This is a genomic window from Paenarthrobacter nitroguajacolicus, assembly GCF_007786235.1.
Classification (GTDB): domain Bacteria; phylum Actinomycetota; class Actinomycetes; order Actinomycetales; family Micrococcaceae; genus Arthrobacter; species Arthrobacter nitroguajacolicus_A.
Map to the genome: position 1 here is coordinate 23,096 of NZ_VNFK01000017.1, position 15,656 is coordinate 38,751.

Below are 15,656 nucleotides of genomic sequence, written 5' to 3' on the forward strand. Positions count from 1 at the left end.
GGAAGTTCCACAGTGGCTGAGGCAGTGCCGGAGACCGGGAATGGCCGCGATGACGAGGCCCGCGCGGACAACGTCTACCAACTGGTGTTGGAGGGCATAGTCACGGGCAAGTACGCCCAAGGCATGCGGCTGCGTGAACGGGAACTTTCCGAGGTTTACAACGTCTCCCGCATCCCCGTCCGGGAAGCCATCCAGAGGCTGGAGCAGGACGGCTTCGTGGCCACCTTCCCGCGGCGCGGTGCCGTGGTGAGGCAACTGACATTGACCGACGTCAACGAACTCTTCGACGTCCGGCTCTGCTTGGAGACTTTCGCCGCAAGGATGGCCGCCACCCGTGTGGCCGAAGGGAGCGACGGCGGCAGGCTGGCGGAACTCATGGAGGCCTCCAAGGCTGCCATCGATGACGAACGCACTGAGGATGTCGCCCTGATCAGCGCCGAACTTCACGCCGAGATCGTGCGCCTTTCCGGCAACAGACTGTTGATCGAATCCGTGAAGCCGCTGTTCGGGCGGATGCGCTGGATCTTCGGACTGGCCCACAACCGCAGCAACGAACTCCAGCGCGACGAGCATACGGAACTGTGCAACGCGATCCTGAAGGGCCGTCCGGACCTTGCCTACTCGCTGGCGTATTCACACATCGAGCTGGGCCGCGAGCCCGTGCTGAACGGGCTCGCGGAAACCCTGGAACCCTGAGTTTTTGTCCAGATAACGCCCTTTAGGAGCCGTCTAAGGGGCGTTAGCTGTACAAAAACTCCATTAATCGTCCGCGTCCGGGTACTCGTCCTCGTCGTCGTACCGGCCGGATTCCTCCACCTCCACCTCAAGGATCTTCAGCAGCTCGGTGTCCGGGTTCAGCATGATGGCGGCCTCGTCACGGCGGTGCTGCAGCACGGTGTCCAGGTAGGACTGCACCGTCTCCGCCAACGGGACGTACCTGTCCTGCTTCTGGCTCATGTACCAGCGGTGTTCCAGGACTTCGTGCACCACTTCCGCCGGCTCCAGTTTCCCGGCCAAGTGACGCGGGATGGAACGCACGATTGGCTCGAAGATCTGGCTGACCCAGATGTGCGCGCTGATTTCCTCGTCCAGGTCCGGGTTGTTGTCTGCCCGGAACTGGTCCATGTCGTTGAGGAGCCTGCGGGCCTGGTTCTCCTGGGCGTCCAGGCCGGTCAGGCGCAGCAATCGCCGCTGGTGGTGGCCGGCGTCCACCACCTTGGGCTGGAGCTGGATGGTGGAGCCGTCCGCCGTGGTCTTGATGGCGTATTCCTCCACGTCGAACCCGAGCTCGTTGAGGCGGCGGATGCGGGCACCCACGCGCCAGCGTTCACCGAGTTCGAAGGATTCCTTCTCCGTGAGCTCAGTCCACAGCCTGCGGTAGCTGTCCATGATCAGCTCACTGGTGGCTACGGGATCCACCTTTTCCTCGATGAGCCCGCCGTCCAGAAGGTCCATCAGCTCGCCGGCGATGTTCACCCGGGCGATCTCGAGGTCGTATTCGCGCTGCCCCATGGACAGGTCCGGGTAGAGCTCGCCGGTTTCGGCGTCCACCAAGTAGGCGGCGAAGGCGCCGGCGTCACGGCGGAACAGGGTGTTGGACAGCGAGACATCGCCCCAGTAGAAGCCGATGAGGTGCAAGCGGACCAAGAGCAGCGCCTGCGCGTCAATGAGGCGCGTCAGGGTGTCCTTGCGGAGCATTTGCGAGAACAACGCCCGGTACGGCATGGAGAACTTCAGGTGCCGTGTGACCAGTACCGGGTTGAGCGGCCTGCCGTCCGCCGTGGTGCGTCCGGTAATGACAGCCACTGGTTCCACGCAGGGAACGTCCAGCCGTGCCAGCTTCCGCAGCATGTGATACTCGTGGCGTGCAACGTGCTCGGACGTTTCCTTGATGGCAATGACCGAACCGCCAAGGTGGGCGAAGCGCACGATGTGCCGGGAGATACCGCGGGGGAGCGCGGCAAGGTTTTCAGCCGGCCAGTCCTCCAAGGCGATGTGCCATGGCAAATCCAGCAACTCCGGATCCGCCGCAGCTGCGGTGATGTTCAGGGAACCGATGACGCTGGCGGGCGGCGTGGTGTCCTGTGCACTCGCAGCTTCAGTCCTGGGGAGCTTGCCGATCTGCCCGTAGTCGGTAGGTTCGTCGTGCCACTGGGCTTCGTTTTGCTCGCTCATGCCTCAATTGTTCCGTACTTGGACTCGCTACCGGCTATCGGGTCTGGAAAGGGATACTCCGGCTTCGCGGACCACTCGACGTCGGGGGCTTCCTGGAACACGACACCTTGCTGGGCGAGCCGCTCGCCCAGGGCGCCCAGCCGACGTCGGAAGTCACCGGCGTTGCGGACCTCCTGGCCGGACCAAGCGACTTCAGCCAGCGAAACGGCCCTGGGGTACAGGAGCCACTGGGCCTGCTGGTTGTTGCGGACAGTTTCGGTCCACAGGGGGCCTTCGACGCCGAGGATCTGCTGGTCCTGCAGCCCGCCTTGGGCAGGGTCCCAGTTGTAGTACTCGGACCAGGTGAAAGGCCCGCCTTCCACCCATTCGAGGCCGACAGGGCTGTCCGAGGCATACTTCTGGTCCAGGTAGGTGTTGGCCGCGGGGGACATCATCACCCGTGACCCGCTCTGTTCAGCCTGCCGCACGGTGGGCTCGAAATCGCCGTGCCAGTACTGGATGACGCTACCTTCCGGAAGCTCGACGGCGGCGAACTCGTTCCAGCCCACCACGGATTTGCCGGTCTCGGCGCCGATCCTCACGAACCGCTGCACCATGGCCACGTAGTCATCGTGTCCCGTGACATGGGCCTCGTCGCCACCGATGTGGAGATACGGGCCGTCAGTGATGGCAGCGAGCTGGCTGAGGACTTCACGGACGAACTCGTACGTGGCGGGCAGCTCCACGCTCAAGGTTGACCATCCCACCTCCGAGGTGGTGCTCATGGGCTTGGCCAGGCCATCGGGATTGAGCTGCGGGATGGCGGCGAGGGCGGCGTTGACGTGGCCCGGAAGATCGATTTCCGGGATGACCAGCACGTTCTTGGTGGCGGCGTAGGCCTGGATGTCCCTGAAATCCTGCTGCGTGTAGAAGCCGGAGTTGCCGCGCGGAGGTACCGCGGTGGGCACCTCCACCGCGCCCTGGCCGCCCACTTCGGTCAGTTTGGCGTAGGGCAACCCGGAAGGGTTCTCTGCGGGCTCGTGTATTTCGATGCGCCACGCTTGGTCGTCCGTAAGGTGCAGGTGCAAGGCGTTGAACTTGAACTGCGTCATCACATCGATCTGCTCCTTCACCTCCTCCACCGTGAAGAAGCTGCGGGCGACGTCCAACATGAGGCCGCGGTACGCAAAGCGCGGAGCATCCGCAATCTCGACGGCGGGAATCACCCAAGTGCCGGCGTCACGGTTCTCGGCGGCGCCGGCTTCCTCGATCGCTGCGGGGAAAAGCTGCCGGAGCGTCTGCACACCGTTAAACAGTCCTGCCGGGGTGGAGGCGGTAAGCCGGATTTCATCCTCGGCGACGGTCAGTGTGTAAGCCTCACGGCCGCCGTCGAACGATTCCACCAACTCCAGGGATATGTCTCCGGGCCGGTGTTCTTCGACCAGCGGCAGGGCAAAGCCGGTGGCAGTTCGGAGCAGCGCGGCCAACTGCTCGGCTACCTGAGCGGCGGCGTGGCCGGCCGCGATCCTGGCGCCGGGGGAGAGGAGGAAGGCCGGCCCGTCCCCGGGCGCGACGTGCGAAGGACGGGGGATCAGGTTATCTGTGGTGTTCATGCCGATCTTTCTGAGAGAAAGGTTAACGCGAGAGCGGCCCGACCGGGAGAGGTCGGGCCGCTATCTAAATGCGGAACGTACAGACGCCGTAGCGCCGGGTGCCGGTGGGGACTAGTCGCCCAGGCGCAGGCCGGTCTTGGTGTCGAACAGGTGCACGTGGCCGGACTGCGGACGAACGAAGATGGACTCGCCCTTCATCGGGGGGCGACGACCGTCGACGCGTGCAACGATGTCGTGGCTCTTGCCATCGAGGATGGTGTGGCCGTAGACGTAAGCGTCGGCGCCGAGTTCTTCCACCACGTCAACCTCAACCTGGAGGCCTTCGCCGTTGCCGACAGTCTCGAGGTCTTCCGGACGGGAACCGACGGTGACGGTCTGGCCGTGGGCCTCTTCGAGGACGTCGCGCGGCACGGGGTAAACCGTTCCGCCGAACTGGACGCCGCCGTCGACGACGGGGAGTTCCAGGAGGTTCATGGCCGGGGAGCCGATGAAGCCTGCGACGAAGACGTTCTGCGGGCGGTCGTAGAGGTTGCGCGGGGTATCAACCTGCTGGAGCAGGCCGTCCTTCAGGACTGCCACGCGGTCACCCATGGTCATGGCCTCGACCTGGTCGTGCGTCACGTAAACCGTGGTGACGCCGAGGCGGCGGGTCAGGGATGCGATCTGCGTACGGGTCTGGACGCGAAGCTTGGCATCAAGGTTGGAGAGGGGCTCATCCATGAGGAAGACCTGGGGGTTACGGACGATTGCGCGGCCCATGGCAACACGCTGACGCTGACCACCGGAGAGTGCCTTCGGCTTGCGGTCCAGGTATGCCTCAAGGTCAAGAAGCTTGGCGGCTTCGCGAACACGCTCGGCGCGCTCTTCCTTGGAAACGCCAGCGATCTTGAGAGCGAAGCCCATGTTGTCCGCAACGGTCATGTGCGGGTAGAGGGCGTAGTTCTGGAAGACCATTGCGATGTCGCGGTCCTTCGGCGGAACGTCCGTGACGTCGCGGTCACCGATCAGGATGCGGCCTGCGTTGACGTCCTCAAGGCCTGCGAGCATGCGGAGCGAGGTGGACTTACCGCAACCGGAGGGTCCAACGAGGACCAGGAATTCGCCATCGGCGATGTCGATGTTGAGCTTGTCGACGGCGGGCTTATCTGTGCCCGGGTACAGACGCGTAGCGTTATCAAAAGTAACTGTAGCCACAGTTATCAATCCCTTCACCGGCAGGTACGTGCCGGACGATCCGTTGTGAATGGTTCATTTTCTTCAGTTGAACTCCCCGGCCAATGGCCGGGGAGGATCGTGTGACGTCGCACGGTACTGTGCGTCACATCACATCCAAGAGTATGTCAGACTTTTGGACTTACTACCTAAATGTTACGAACGTCACACGTGTGACTGCTCACGCATCAGGCCTCAGCGGTGACCCGGCGCCGTTCCCGCAGCAATGCTTCCAACAGCTCAGCCACGTGCACGGGAGCCTCCACGCGGTACTGCGCCTGCGTGAAGTCCAAACCCACCTTGATGCCGACGTCGTCGCCCATCAGCCTGCCCAAGGCGTCCTCATCAGTAACGTCGTCACCAGCGAAAAGGATGGCAGTGGCACCCGTGGCCTGTCGAAGGAACTCCACCGCCTCCCCCTTGGAAGCGTGGACCACTGACGTCTCCAACACGCGCTTGCCCGTCTTCAGGTAGACGCCGGGATGCTCGCGCAGCACGCGCAGGGCAGCCTCGACGGCGTCTTCCGCAACGTCGTCGTCGGCCATCCTGGTGTGGAGAACGACGCCGGCGGGCTTGTCTTCGAGCAACGTCCCGGGAGCGATGTTCACGATCTCCATGAGGACCTCGCGGACTGCGGCCAGCTTCGCGCGCTGCTCATCGTCCAGTTCCAGGCCCAGAGACCCTTCACCGAGCCACACCTCGGCCCCGTGGCTGCCGATCAGCAGCGTGGTGGCCGGAGGTGAGGCGACCAGCCGCAGGCTGTCCAGTGCCCGGCCTGAAATGAGTGCCGTCGTCGTGCGTGGCAGTTCGGCAAGAGCCTCCAACGCCGCGGCCGAGCGCGGAAGAGGGCGTGCATCTTCAGCGCGATCAACGATGGGGGAGAGCGTTCCGTCGAAATCGAGGGCCACCAGGAGCTGTTCAGTGCTGGAAATGCGCCGGACGGCCTCCAGCAATTCCGGTGAGAGGGACAGATTCTCAGCTGTCATCGCGCACCACCTTTTCCTCCAGTGCGGCCAGGAACTCGGCGGACCAATGATCGACGTCGTGGTCCAGGATCTGCTTGCGCATCAGCTTCATGCGGCGGCGTGCTTCCTTGGGGGAAAGGTTGATGGCGCGCAGGATCGTGGACTTGAGACCGTCGATATCGTGCGGGTTGATCAGCAGGGCCTGCTTGAGTTGATCGGCTGCGCCGGCGAATTCACTGAGGACCAGCGCGCCGTCGTCTTCTGAACGGGCCGTGACGTATTCCTTGGCCACCAGGTTCATGCCGTCGCGCAGCGCCGTCACCAACATGACGTCCGCCGCGAGATACATGGCCACCATTTCTTCCACCGGGTAGCTGTGGTGCAGGTAGCGTACGGCCGTGTTCTGGATGGTGTCGTACGTGCCGTTGATGTGGCCTACGGTGCCCTCGATTTCCTCGCGCAACAGCCTGTACTGCTCCACGCGCTCCCGGCTGGGGCTGGCCACCTGGATGAGGGTAGCGTCCTCCACCTTGATGTGGCCGTCCGCCAGGAGTTCCTCAAAAGCCTTAAGCCTGTGCCGGATGCCCTTGGTGTAGTCGAGCCGGTCCACGCCCAGGAGGATGGTCTTGGGGTTGCCCAGGTCCTTGCGGATCTGCTGGGCCCGCTCAATGATGTCCGGCCTGGCGGCGAGCTCGCGGATCTGGTCCACATCGATGGAGATGGGGAAAGCCTGCGCCCTGGCGATATGGGTCACTTCCCCGTCCGGGCCCTTCACATGAACCTGCTGCTGCTTCACGCTGGCGCCCAGGAAGCGGCGGGCGGAGCGCATGAAGTTGCCGGCGTCGCTGGGGCGCTGGAAGCCCAGCAGGTCAGCGCCAAGCAGGCCGTCGATGATTTCGCGGCGCCACGGCAGCTGGGCAAAGATCTCCGGCGGCGGGAAGGGAATGTGGTTGAAGAAGCCGATCTTGAGGTCCGGCCGGGCTTCCCGCAGCAAACGCGGAACCAGCTGGAGTTGGTAGTCCTGCACCCACACAGTGGCGTCCTGGGCGGCGTGCCGGGCTACGGCGTCAGCGAACTTCTTGTTGACCTTGCGATACGAATCCCACCAAGTCCTGTGGAACTCCGGCGGTGCAATGACATCGTGATACAGCGGCCAAATGGTCGCGTTGGAGAAGCCCTCGTAGAAGAGTTCAACGTCGTCGCTGCTTAACTGCACGGGGATGAGGTCCATGCCTTCATGGCTGAAGGGGCGCACGGTCTCGTCCGGAGCGCCATGCCAACCTACCCACGCGCCGTCGGACTTTGTCATCATCGGCGCGAGCGCCGTAACCAAGCCGCCGGGCGAACGCCGCCACCCGTCGTTGCCGTGGCCGTTGTCATCGCTGATGCGGTCCACGGGCAACCTGTTGGAGACCACCATGAAGTCGAACTTGGTTGCCGTGGGCCTCTTGACGGGAGAAGCCCGAACGCCTTCTTCGGTCTTGAGTTTTTCGCTTGCCAAATCCTGCATTAATGCTCCCTGGGGTTGCTGTGACTCAACTCCCAGCCTACCGGCGGAATCTTCACGGGCAGTTGATCGTTCAACAACCGGCAGGAAGGGTGTGCGGTGGAGCTCCAAGTTGGCTCCCGTAAACTGTCCCCGTTGCCCTAGCTATGCACTACGACGTCGAGTAACCCGAGGAACTGATGAGCCCCGCAAACGAATCCCGCCTGTCCAAGGCTGAACGCACCGCACAGGCGCGGGAAAAAGCGCGCGCAATCCGCGAAGAACAGTTGAAGAAGGACAAGCGCAACAAGCTTCTGGTCGGCTGGGGCATTGTGGTTGCCATCGTCGTCATCATCGCTGTGGTGGCGTTCGTCGTTGTTGGCAATGTCCAGAACAACGCCCCCATTGCCGACCAAGGCCCCACTCCGGCCAACGGTAACGTGCATGGCGGCGTGACGTTGCTGGCAAACACCGAAGTTGTTAAGTCCGAGCCAGCTACCGTCAACGTCGCTGATGTCCCTGCACCTCCGGCCACCAAGCCGGCCACCGTGACGGTTCCCGGCGGCGAGGCCGAAGCCGGCAAGCCGGTCAAGGTCATCGCCTACATCGACTTCATCTGCCCGGTGTGCAAGCGGTTCGAGACCACCTACGGGGAGTCTCTGACCAACCTCCGGAACGAAGGAAAAATCTCCCTCGAGTACCGGCCGCTTGGCTTCCTGGACCAGCAGTCCTCCACCAACTATTCTTCCCGCGCAGCCAACGCAGCTGCTTGCGTGGTGAACTCCTCCCCTGAGAAGTACGCCGAATTCTTCAACCTGCTCTTTGAGCGCCAGCCCGCTGAAGGCGGCGCCGGTATCTCCGACAAGGACCTGAAGGCGATGGCCACCGAAATCGGGGCCGCGAACATCGACTCGTGTGTCGACAGCAAGCAGTTCCGTCCGTGGGTGAAGGTCGCCACGCAGGAAGCTGCCGCAATCGGCATCACGGGCACCCCCACCATCTTCATCGATGGCAAGCAGTGGGACGGCACCACCGACCTGAACGCTGATATCCAGACCGCGATCGACGCCAAGGGCTAAGCCCTAAAGCACGACGGCGGCCGGTCACCCTTTGACTCATGGGTGGCTGGCCGCTGTTGTACTTGCGGCTGGTACTGTGGGCGAATTTCCGTGACGGGGAGGGTCTGGGCTACCCTTATCTAGCGCTGATTTGCGCGACGCGCCGTGTTACCGGCGCATGCCTCCTTAGCTCAGTTGGCCAGAGCACCGCTCTTGTAAAGCGGGGGTCGTCGGTTCGAATCCGACAGGGGGCTCCACGAACCCCTCCATTCCGGCGATTTTGCCCGGGGATGGAGGGGTTTTTGTGTCTGAAATGCGGGGCACTCCACGTCGACGACACGCTTTCAAGAAGCCAGACGACACCAGCGGGCGGTTTCTCAAGAACCCGAGACCCTGCTGGCCAGTATGCTCTCGCTATGATTTCCATTCAAGCCGTCGACGCCGGCGATTACCCCGCACTCCTGGCCCTGTGGCGGCGCTCGGTCGAGGCCACCCATGCTTTCCTGACAGCAGCTGATGTCGACGAGATCGAGCAGGACGTAGCCGCTTACCTGCCGCAGATGCCGGATCTCAGGGTCGCCGTTGAGGGCGGGACGCTCGTAGGGTTCATCGCTGTCTCGGGGGCCACTGTCGAAATGTTGTTTGTTGACTCTGACGCGCAAGGGCGCGGAATCGGGTCTGCGCTGTTGCAAGCGGCAGCAGCCGGGCATGATGCTGTGCGGGTCGATGTGAACGAACAGAACGCCTCCGGACGGGCGTTCTACGCCGCGCGGGGGTTCTCCGAAGTGGGCCGGTCCGAAGTTGACGGCGAGGGCCGCCCCTTCCCCATCCTGCACCTGCAGTTGCTTGTACTGGAACCACCTGCACGTCCGGCCTAAAAGTTTCTCGCTTTTTCGCGTCACGATCCGGCCGGAGCTGACACTGTTCCTTTAGGAGGGTCCATTCCTTTAGGAGGGGTCCATCCTCGTCTGGTCGTGAAGAGTGGCAACTGACCGAGGTCGCACTCTAACCCAGGGCGCCCAACCATGCAGAACAGGATCGTCCGGGTTCGTAACCGGTTAATGTTCCGCCCTGGCTGGGACGGTCCTCTGTCGCATTTGCCGGAGTCCGGCGATGGTCAGCCCGGCGGTAAGTGCGAGGGCGGCCACCCAGAGCGTGAGACCGGCGAGGTCGTGAATGGCCATTTGGGGGAGTCTGCGATCCGGCACGGCAACGACGCCGATGAACGCGCCGACAAGTCCGAAGTAGCTGCCGGTCATGAAGCGCTGGTGCGCCCGGATGTTGCCGCGGCGGACGGTCACCAGTCCCATCGTCAGGGTGCAAAACGTCAGCAGGGAAAGCGCGTGGAGCCAGTTGAATCCGCCGTCGATGGTCCGGATCCCGAAGGACGTGAGGACCACGACGTACATGGCCACCGCCCAGATGCGGCCCAGGACCTTGTGCGCTGCAGTGCCTTTGTTGCGGCGGAGCAGATTCACGGCACCGAAGATCAGGGCATAGCCCGCTGCGATGGCGTGCAGGGCGATCAGGAGAGTCCAGGGCGACGGCATACGGCCAGCCTAGTGGCCGTCAGCTTCACCTTTGCACATGTGTTGGCGGATGACTCCCTTAACGGAACATGCCAACCCTTCAGCCATCCGAGACCAGGATGTTGGCATGTACTTTCGTGAATCCGGAGGCTTCCAGATCCTTTGTGTCGAAGCCGTCAGAGACGAGAACGGATGCTTTCTGGTCAGGTCCGGACGTCTTCAGGATCTCGCCGCGTCCTGTCCCTCCCACTGAGCAACTGCTGTGCCAGCCGGCAGGGTTGTCAACAGGATAAACAGCCAGGCAGGCGGTGCGCCCTTCCTCATCTTGTCCGAGGAAGTGCTTCTTGCCATTGGCCTCGGCAACCATGAGTACTTTTGCCAGGTGCGTTTCCGGTCCGAAATTCACACCTTCGGGAAGGTCGTCGCTCGCTGCGGATGGGCGCTCAAGCGCTGTGAAACCGGATGCCCCGGAGCACCCTGTGAGCAACAAGCCCCCTACGACGGTTGTGACCAGGAATGCGAACTTTGAATTCTTGATGGCGCTGCCCCCTCAGGCTCTAGTGTGTTGATTCTAACCAGGCGCCTGGCCGCACGGGCGAACCCGAAAACGTCCCACGGAACAAGTGACGTCGGCTTAGGCTTTAGCTGTGACGAAACCCCTGGACGATGGCCCCTTCTTTCACGGCACCAAAGCAGACCTTCGGGAAGGAGACCTCCTGAGTGCAGGCAACAGGTCGAATTACCGTCCCGAAGTCGTCATGAATCACATCTACTTCACTGCACTGCCGGACGGCGCGGGACTCGCTGCGGAGCTCGCAGCAGGTGACGATGAACCGCGCGTCTACGAGGTGGAGCCCACCGGGGCGTTCGAGAACGATCCGAACGTGACGGACAAGAAATTCCCGGGGAATCCCACACGGTCGTATCGCAGCCGCGATCCGCTCCGGGTAGTCGGCGAAGTCACCGACTGGACGCGCCTGACGCCCGAAGCGTTGCAGGCGTGGAAAGACCGCTTGGCGGCGATTCTGGCCGATGAACGCGGCGAGATCATCAACTGACAAGGGCCCATGAGAGCTAGCGAGTCGAAAAACAGACTCGTTCTGCGACCGAATTTGCCTTGAAGTACATGCGCAGGAGCAGCACCACCAGGACGGCAGTGAAGCCAAGCCCGATGCAAAAGATCCAAACCACGCTGCTGTCATCCTTGGGCAGTACACCGAAGATCACCCATAGAGCTGGTTGCCTTGGACCGGATGCCGAAAGTGTAATTTGGCCTGGACTCTCCCGCCTCCACTTGGGAAGCAAGCATCTTCAAGAGTCCGGCCACCACCAGGAAAGCGATGCTGAACATGGCCGTACTGAATGCCAACCCCAAGATGTGCCCCCATCCACGCCGTGCTTGCTGGAACTGTTCACGGTAGCCAGCGCCTTTGGAAGGCACAACTCAAACCAACCGGGACGAGCCTTCCGTCCTGTTCGGCAGCGTCGCACGAACTGAATTAACGACGACGGCGACGCTCCCGCGCGTGGGGGCGTCGCCGTCGTGCTTCTCATCAGGGTGACGCCTAAGGCGTGGGGCTGCCGCCGTTGACATTCAGCGTCTCACCGACGACGTAGCTGGATTCCGGCGAGGCGAGGAAGACGTACGCCGGGGCAAGTTCGGCCGGCTGGCCGGCGCGGCCCAAAGGAGTCGACTGTCCGAACTCGGGCAGTTCTTCCTTCGGCTGGCCGCTGCTGACCTGCAGGGGCGTCCAGATGGGGCCCGGTGCCACGGCGTTGACCCGGATGCCCTTCGGCGCCAACTGCTGTGCCAAGCCCTTGGTGAAGTTGTTGATGCTGGCTTTGGTGGTTGCATAATCCACCAGGGTGGGCGAGGGGTTGTAGGCCTGAATGGACGTGGTGTTGATGATGGTGGAGCCGGCCGGGAGATGGGGGAGGGCAGCCTTGGTAAGCCAGAACATGGCGTACACATTGGTTTTCTGCGTGTGGTCGAACTGCTCATCGGTGATGTCCGCGAGGTCCTTCTGCGCCACCTGCTTGCCCGCGTTGTTGACCAGGATGTCAATCCCGCCCAAGACAGCGACGGCAGTGTCCACCACTTCCTGGCACGTTGCGGAGTCCTTGAGGTCACCGGGGACTTTAACAGCCTTACGGCCGGCGGCCTCGATGATCCCGGCAATCCGGGCAGCGTCCTCTTCTTCTTCGGGCAGGTAGGAAAGGACGACGTCGGCTCCCTCACGGGCGAACGCGATGGCGGTGGCCGCTCCGATTCCCGAGTCGGCTCCGGTGATGATCGCCTTGCGGCCTTCGAGTCGTCCGGTTCCGCGATAGCTATCCTCACCGAGGTCAGCCTTTGGTGTCAGTTCAGCGTCGAGCCCGGGCTCGGGCTGGTGCTGTTTCGGCGGGGAGATGTGCTCGTAAGCGGTGACCGGGTTTCGGAAGGTGTACTGGTCAGTCATGCTGGTCCTCCTGATGGTTAGGCGTGGAGCATGGAAAAGCTAAGTAAGCTTATGATTTCCAGCCTAAGCAAGGAGAGGTGGCTCTGCCAAGTCGGACGGAAGTTCCGCCAGCAGCTCCTCCGCCGTCGGAGGTGCCGTGTTCGCGCCGAGCCGGCCGAGCCCGTAGGCAACGTTCATGGGGGAGCCGCCGGGGCATGGGCGGCCGGCGGTCGCGATGAAAGTGGGTGAAGGTTGTCAGCTGAAAGTCAGCCAGGTGAAGCTGGGCTACGCGGCGGAGTGCACAGCCACAGAGGCCCGCTCAACGGCAGGGCACGAGATTTTCACGAGGTTGCCGTCAGGGGACTTGTCCAGGCCGAGCAGCATGCGGACACCGGCGGCGCCGAGTTCATAGTGGGGCAGGGACACGGTGGAGAGCGGCGGCCGAAGGTGGGCCGCAATGACTTCCTGGTTGTCGAATCCCACTACGGCGATGTCGTCCGGAATGGAGAGGCCGTTCTCCCTTAGCCCGTCGTAGAGGCCCATGGCCATGCGGTCGTTGTAGCAATAGACGGCGGAAACGTTGCGCTTGAGGAGTTCTTCCGTAGCACCGTAACCACCTTCCTGGTCCGGGTAGGCCTCCAGAACCAAGGAGGGGTCGAACGGAATGCCCGCGGCTTCCAGAGCATCCTGGTAACCCTTGAGTCGTCCGTCCTTGGCTGGAGCGGGCGTGGTGGTATTGATGAAGGCAATGCGCCGGTGGCCGCCGCGGAGCAGGATTTCTGTTGCCGATTGCCCGCCCTGGGCTTCGTCGGGAACCACAGCACGGGATGTCGACGAATCCGGGGAGAAGCAATTGACCAGGACGAAGTCGGACTCACGCAGGGTTTCCGGGACATCCGTGGGCCGGTGGAACCACGTTGAGTAAAGGATCCCGCGAACCTTGTACTCGAGCATCATGGCGATCGCATCTTTTTCCAGGTCGAGGTTGCCCTCGGTATTGGCGATCAACAGGGCGTAACCGTGCTTCCAAGCCTCATCCTGCGCTCCGTGGATGATCTGGCCGGCGAAAGGGGTGGTGGCAACGCCGTCGGCGACGAGTCCGATGAACTTGGACGTTCCACTGACGAGGTTCTTGGCCATGGCGTTGGGCCGGTATCCGAGGTGGCGGATCGCGTCCTTGACGCGTTCGCGCGTCTCCTCTGCGATGCGGGCGTTCTTTTTCTTGTTGATGACCAGCGAGACCGTGGCGGTGGAAACGCCTGCGGCTTCAGCGACTTCGCGGAGGGTCACTGGATGGGCACGGTCGATTTTGACAGGAACGTCGGGGGTGGCCGCGCTGCCTGAATTTTTCTCCTGCGAAATCATCTGTCCTCCACCAGGAGTATATCCGTCTGCCATGGCAGTCATCCCTTGTTCGCCCCGCTCTCCAGGCCTTGGATCATGGCCTTGTTCAGGACAAGGAACACCAGCAGCAACGGCGTGATGGTGACGCACACAGCGGCGAAGGTGGCTGTCCAGTCCACCTTTCCCATGGCCCCGATGTAATTCTGCAGGCCCAGCGGAATGGTCTTCAGTTCTTCGGAAAGGACAAAGGTGTTGGCGAAGATGAAGTCATTCCAAATGAAGATGCTGTTGACCAGGACCACGGTGACCACGGTGTTCAAGGACAACGGCAAGGTGATCAGTCCAAAGATCCGGTAAGGGCCTGCGCCGTCGAGGGAAGCGGCCTCGTACGTCTCCCGCGGGATGTATTCGAAGAATGAAGAGAACAGATAGATGGACATGGGGAGGGCAAAACCGGCCAGGGGGATGATCATTGACTGGTAGGTGTCCAGCAGGTTCACGGTGGAGTAGTCGATAAACAGCGGAACCAGCGCAATCTGGACAGGCACGATAATGCCCACCAGGAACAGCCCACGAACGAACTTGCTGAAGCGGAAGCCAAGGACCTGGATGGCGTAGGCGGCCATCATGCCAAACAGGACGATCAGGATGTTGGCGCCCATGGTGACGATGAAGCTGTTGAGGATATTCCGGCCAAGGTCGCCCGTTTCGAACGCCCGGGCATAGTTCTCCCACGTCAGCGAACTGGGCAGGGCGAACGGGTCACCGGTGGCGAAGTCCTGTTCAGTGCGGAGACTGGTCAGGAACAGCCATGCAAGAGGGTAGACCTGGACGATCACGATCAGCATGATCAGGACCCGGGACAGAGTCCGGTACAGGCTGGGCTTGCGGCGTCGCTTCTGGACCGCTGGCGCGGGAGGCGTAGTGGTGGGTGGGGTGTGAACCGGGGCTGTCTGGGCGATCATGAGTCTGCCTTCCGCTTGAGCATGAACAGGATGAGGCCGACGGCGACGAGGCACTCGATCACGATGAACACGGAGATGGTGCTGGCGTACCCAAAGTCCGTACTGGTGAAGGCTGTCTTGTACATGTAGGTGGTGAGCAGCTCGGAGGATTGTCCCGGGCCGCCGTTGGTCATGAGGTAGGGAATATCGAAACCACGCAGGCCATATGTGGTGGCCATGATGGTGGTGGTGATCCAGACGGGCCGAATGTAGGGGAAGCGGATCTTGGTGAACAGCGTCCACTTGTTGGCACCGTCCAGGACTGCGGCTTCTTCGAGTTCCTTGGGAACGGCAATCAGGGCGGCGTAGATGATGAGCATGTAGAGCCCGGTGAACCGCCAACCTTCCGGCGCGGATACGGCCGCCAGCACAGTGTTCACATCGGAGAGCCAGGCACGTTCAAACGCACCGAGTCCCACCCAGTGCAGCAGTTGGTTCAGCAGGCCCACGGGATCGATCGAGTAGATGCGCACGAAGAGGAAAGCGATGGCTACCGTGGAGATCACGGCCGGCAGCAGGTACAGGGTCTTGATGAGTTCCCGGCCGCGGCGCAAGGACGTCAGAAGGCTGGCTACCACCAGTGCGCCGCCCAGTTGCAGGACCAAGCAGATGGCCAGGTAGATGAGGGCGTTGAAGAAAGAGCGCCAAAAGATGTCGTCGGCAGTGAGCATCCTGACGTAGTTGGAGAGGCCGACGAACTCCATATCGCTGATGCCGTTCCACGAGAAGAAGCTCAGGAACAGCGATTGGAGAATGGGAAAGAGTACGGCTGCGCAGTAGAGGAGCAGCGGCGGAAGCAGGAAGACCAGGACTGATGTCCTTGACCGGTTGGGAAGCATGGCGGGGCCTTTCA

Annotated in this window: 15 protein-coding genes and 1 tRNA gene; 5 read left to right on the forward strand and 11 right to left on the reverse strand. The window is 62.3% G+C overall.

Features of this window, described 5'->3' with window-relative positions:
• Nucleotides 1–12 precede the first annotated feature (12 nt).
• Entirely contained in the window at nucleotides 13–696 is a 684-nt protein-coding gene (locus tag FQP90_RS18250; RefSeq protein ID WP_244296843.1) for a GntR family transcriptional regulator, read from the forward strand.
• A 63-nt stretch (nucleotides 697–759) separates the two neighbouring features.
• Here the strand turns inward: FQP90_RS18250 and FQP90_RS18255 are convergent, their stop codons facing one another.
• The 5 genes from FQP90_RS18255 to FQP90_RS18275 form a co-directional block, all read right to left on the reverse strand.
• Nucleotides 760–2,175 carry a DUF4032 domain-containing protein gene (locus tag FQP90_RS18255; RefSeq protein ID WP_144652488.1) on the reverse strand — a complete coding sequence of 472 codons (1,416 nt, stop codon included), beginning with the start codon at nucleotides 2,173–2,175 and terminating at the stop codon, nucleotides 760–762.
• A complete protein-coding gene (locus FQP90_RS18260; protein WP_144652489.1) occupies nucleotides 2,172–3,767 on the reverse strand; it encodes a beta-N-acetylhexosaminidase in 1,596 nt (531 codons plus the stop codon). The genes FQP90_RS18255 and FQP90_RS18260 overlap by 4 nt, the downstream gene beginning before the upstream one ends.
• Before the next feature lie 111 nt (nucleotides 3,768–3,878).
• A complete protein-coding gene (locus tag FQP90_RS18265) occupies nucleotides 3,879–4,961 on the reverse strand; it encodes an ABC transporter ATP-binding protein (RefSeq protein ID WP_062070492.1) in 1,083 nt (360 codons plus the stop codon).
• A gap of 206 nt (nucleotides 4,962–5,167) precedes the next feature.
• Entirely contained in the window at nucleotides 5,168–5,965 is a 798-nt protein-coding gene (otsB, locus tag FQP90_RS18270) for a trehalose-phosphatase (protein ID WP_144652490.1), read from the reverse strand.
• Nucleotides 5,955–7,454: an alpha,alpha-trehalose-phosphate synthase (UDP-forming) gene (locus FQP90_RS18275; protein WP_144652491.1), complete on the reverse strand. Its 1,500-nt coding sequence runs from the start codon at nucleotides 7,452–7,454 to the stop codon at nucleotides 5,955–5,957. The genes otsB and FQP90_RS18275 overlap by 11 nt, the downstream gene beginning before the upstream one ends.
• 176 nt (nucleotides 7,455–7,630) lie before the next feature.
• On the opposite strand from FQP90_RS18275, the gene FQP90_RS18280 reads away from it, so the two are divergent.
• From FQP90_RS18280 to FQP90_RS18290, 3 genes are all read left to right on the forward strand, one after another.
• Complete coding sequence (locus FQP90_RS18280; protein ID WP_144652492.1) at nucleotides 7,631–8,509, forward strand: DsbA family protein; 879 nt, start codon at nucleotides 7,631–7,633, stop codon at nucleotides 8,507–8,509.
• 159 nt (nucleotides 8,510–8,668) lie between these two features.
• Nucleotides 8,669–8,745: transfer RNA gene (locus FQP90_RS18285), tRNA-Thr, on the forward strand.
• A 159-nt stretch (nucleotides 8,746–8,904) separates the two neighbouring features.
• Nucleotides 8,905–9,366, forward strand: coding sequence for a GNAT family N-acetyltransferase (locus tag FQP90_RS18290; RefSeq protein WP_144652493.1), 462 nt, complete (start codon nucleotides 8,905–8,907; stop codon nucleotides 9,364–9,366).
• Between the two features lie 180 nt (nucleotides 9,367–9,546).
• On the opposite strand, the gene FQP90_RS18295 is transcribed toward FQP90_RS18290, so the two are convergent.
• Together FQP90_RS18295 and FQP90_RS23670 are read right to left on the reverse strand one after the other, a co-directional pair.
• Nucleotides 9,547–10,038, reverse strand: a complete 492-nt coding sequence (locus FQP90_RS18295; protein ID WP_144652494.1) for a DUF2306 domain-containing protein — start codon at nucleotides 10,036–10,038, stop codon at nucleotides 9,547–9,549.
• A gap of 79 nt (nucleotides 10,039–10,117) precedes the next feature.
• Nucleotides 10,118–10,384, reverse strand: coding sequence for a hypothetical protein (locus FQP90_RS23670; RefSeq protein ID WP_244296845.1), 267 nt, complete (start codon nucleotides 10,382–10,384; stop codon nucleotides 10,118–10,120).
• Between the two features lie 280 nt (nucleotides 10,385–10,664).
• On the opposite strand from FQP90_RS23670, the gene arr reads away from it, so the two are divergent.
• Nucleotides 10,665–11,075: an NAD(+)--rifampin ADP-ribosyltransferase gene (arr, locus tag FQP90_RS18305; protein ID WP_144652496.1), complete on the forward strand. Its 411-nt coding sequence runs from the start codon at nucleotides 10,665–10,667 to the stop codon at nucleotides 11,073–11,075.
• A gap of 507 nt (nucleotides 11,076–11,582) precedes the next feature.
• On the opposite strand, the gene FQP90_RS18310 is transcribed toward arr, so the two are convergent.
• The 4 genes from FQP90_RS18310 to FQP90_RS18325 form a co-directional block, all read right to left on the reverse strand.
• Complete coding sequence (locus tag FQP90_RS18310; RefSeq protein ID WP_144652497.1) at nucleotides 11,583–12,476, reverse strand: glucose 1-dehydrogenase; 894 nt, start codon at nucleotides 12,474–12,476, stop codon at nucleotides 11,583–11,585.
• A 264-nt stretch (nucleotides 12,477–12,740) separates the two neighbouring features.
• Complete coding sequence (locus FQP90_RS18315; RefSeq protein WP_144652498.1) at nucleotides 12,741–13,820, reverse strand: LacI family DNA-binding transcriptional regulator; 1,080 nt, start codon at nucleotides 13,818–13,820, stop codon at nucleotides 12,741–12,743.
• 38 nt (nucleotides 13,821–13,858) lie between these two features.
• Nucleotides 13,859–14,764 (reverse strand): carbohydrate ABC transporter permease, encoded by a 906-nt coding sequence (locus tag FQP90_RS18320; protein WP_144652499.1) that lies wholly within the window; start codon nucleotides 14,762–14,764, stop codon nucleotides 13,859–13,861.
• A complete protein-coding gene (locus tag FQP90_RS18325) occupies nucleotides 14,761–15,642 on the reverse strand; it encodes a carbohydrate ABC transporter permease (RefSeq protein ID WP_144652500.1) in 882 nt (293 codons plus the stop codon). Before FQP90_RS18325 ends, FQP90_RS18320 begins: the two co-directional genes overlap by 4 nt.
• Nucleotides 15,643–15,656: the final 14 nt, after the last annotated feature.